The sequence below is a fragment of the Streptomyces sp. a15 genome (assembly GCF_059026085.1).
The window spans coordinates 1-1,971 of sequence record NZ_JBWLKM010000208.1 but is presented as its reverse complement, the minus strand read 5'-3'; the positions used below and the strand labels follow the sequence as shown (position 1 = coordinate 1,971).

The window sequence follows — 1,971 nt, the reverse complement described above, 5'->3', positions numbered from 1 at the left end:
GAGGGCGTCCCGTCCGCCGCCTGCCACAAACTGCTCGGCGACGCCGTACGCGCGGGAGCCCGGCTGCACTGGCGCGCCGACTTCGACTGGGCCGGTCTGCGCATCACCGCGGACGCCGTGGCCCGCCACGGTGCCCGCCCCTGGCGGATGACCGCCGCCGACTACACGGCGGCACTCGGCGAGGGCGAGTCCACACCGCTCGCGGGACCTCCCGCGGCGAGCCCCTGGGACCCCGGACTGGCCCTCGCGATGGAGGCGTCGGGCAGCGCGGTCATGGAGGAACGTCTCCTTCCCGCGCTCCTGTCCGACCTCACCCGCGCCTGATCAGGCGACAGCGCCCGAGGAGAACGATCCCGAACGCCGGCTCCCTGTGCCGTCCCTGGGGGATCCCATTCCGGTCACCGGGACATGGAACTCTTCATCGGCGATTTCGATGATGGCGTCATCACCGACCGGCTGCCGGGCTTCGGCAGCGGCAAGCGGCCCAAGCCAGGATTCCTGGACGACCTCGGTCGTGCCTCGGGCACCTCTTCTCAGTGGGCGTCGGTCTCCGGCTCGGGCCGGGGCAGCTCGTCGAGGTCGAGGGTGAAGGTGCGGCCGTCGGCCAGAGGGATGGGGAGCTTGCCCGTGCCGTATGCGTGGGTGTGTGCCGCGATGTAGCCGGACCCGGTGGGCTGGGTGTGCAGGACGACTTCCTGGGCGTACGGGTCCACGATCAGGTAGATCGGGATGCCGTAGCGCCCGTACTTTGCGGTGCAGTCGTCGTAGTCCTTGCGCGCGGAGGAGGTCGAGACGACCTCGGAGATCAGCAGGACGTCCTCGAAGCTGTAGCGCTTGCCCTCCTTGCGCGCGTCCTCGCGCAGGATGGCCAGGTCGGGGGCGGAGTTCTCGTCGGCGGGGAAGTCGATGTAGACGTCGGAGGTGACCTTCGCGTGACGGCCGAGAGCGAGAGAGTCGATCTGCATCGACCTGATGGTGCTGGAGTGCTCTTCGCTCTGCGGGGTCATGATCACCTTTCCGTCGGCCCCGAACAGGACCGTGTACCCCTTGGGGAACTCGGTGTGCATGATCGAGTCCACGCTCATGGAGGGCTCCTTCCCGTGTGCCGTCATGATACGGCGGACAGAGCCGTCCCACGGGTGGACTTCCGTGGCGTGCGCGCACACCACAGGGAGTACCGTCCGCACGAGCGGGCGCTGTGAGGCGGGGCGTGAACTGGGCCCGTAGGTGTTCGGACCCAACAGGTGGCAGTGCCTGGTCCGACTGGCGCCGCCACCAGGCACGACCGGCGGCAAGCCGCATCCCAGACATGAAGATCACGATCTACAGCTTGAGCCAAGTGGCGGTGGCCCGGATGTCCGGTGAGTGGGGGGTCTGTCCGAGTCCGACAACTCAATGATTTGAGCCCTTTGCTTCGGGAGTGCCTGATCCGGTGGCCGCTCGGTGGCCGGACGCCTTTGGACGGGGCAGCATGAGGTAGCAGGGGGCAACCTGCCGCAAGCACTCTGATCAGGCACGACATCACTCGGCGGCATCACACGGTATCCGGCAACACGATCGCTCATGGTCTCGTAATGCGTAGGTCTCGGGTTCGAATCCCGAAGGCGGCTCCATGGTGAACCCCAGGTCATGCCTATGACCTGGGGTTTCTTCTTTCTGGTGACCTTGGAATCGGCGTAAATCGGGCGCCGGTGGTCTGTGCGTCGTAATGCGTAGGTCGTGCGTACCGTTTCCGGGACCATACTCAGGTGGTGAGCCCCTGGCCTGGGGTTTTATGTGTTCTGACGGCTGGTGTGGGCTCACGTGAGCGGTCTTCGGTGGACGAGCGGTGGACAGCCGTGCAGCGATGGTGCAGGCAGCGGTCAAGTAGCTCGCGATGAAAGCTGTCTTCTGGCCCTAGTGTCTTGTGATCCTGTTCGTGGAACCTGAGGCTCCTGTGATCGTTGAGTCTGGTATGGATCTCTCCTCTGA

General features: G+C 66.0%; 2 protein-coding genes. One reads left to right on the top strand and one right to left on the bottom strand.

Going from position 1 to position 1,971, the window contains the following annotated elements:
* Positions 1–324: DUF2399 domain-containing protein (locus AC5P09_RS51650; RefSeq protein ID WP_493880584.1), on the top strand; the 324-nt coding region annotated here is incomplete at its 5' end.
* A 209-nt stretch (positions 325–533) separates the two neighbouring features.
* Here AC5P09_RS51650 and AC5P09_RS51645 read toward each other — a convergent pair.
* Positions 534–1,085 carry a Uma2 family endonuclease gene (locus AC5P09_RS51645; protein ID WP_215167286.1) on the bottom strand — a complete coding sequence of 184 codons (552 nt, stop codon included), beginning with the start codon at positions 1,083–1,085 and terminating at the stop codon, positions 534–536.
* Positions 1,086–1,971 lie beyond the last annotated feature (886 nt).

Bases quoted from the DNA above. Each gene is read 5' to 3' on its own strand.
- AC5P09_RS51645 (WP_215167286.1), bottom strand. From the start codon at position 1,085: ATGAGCGTGGACTCGATCATGCACACCGAGTTCCCCAAGGGGTACACG.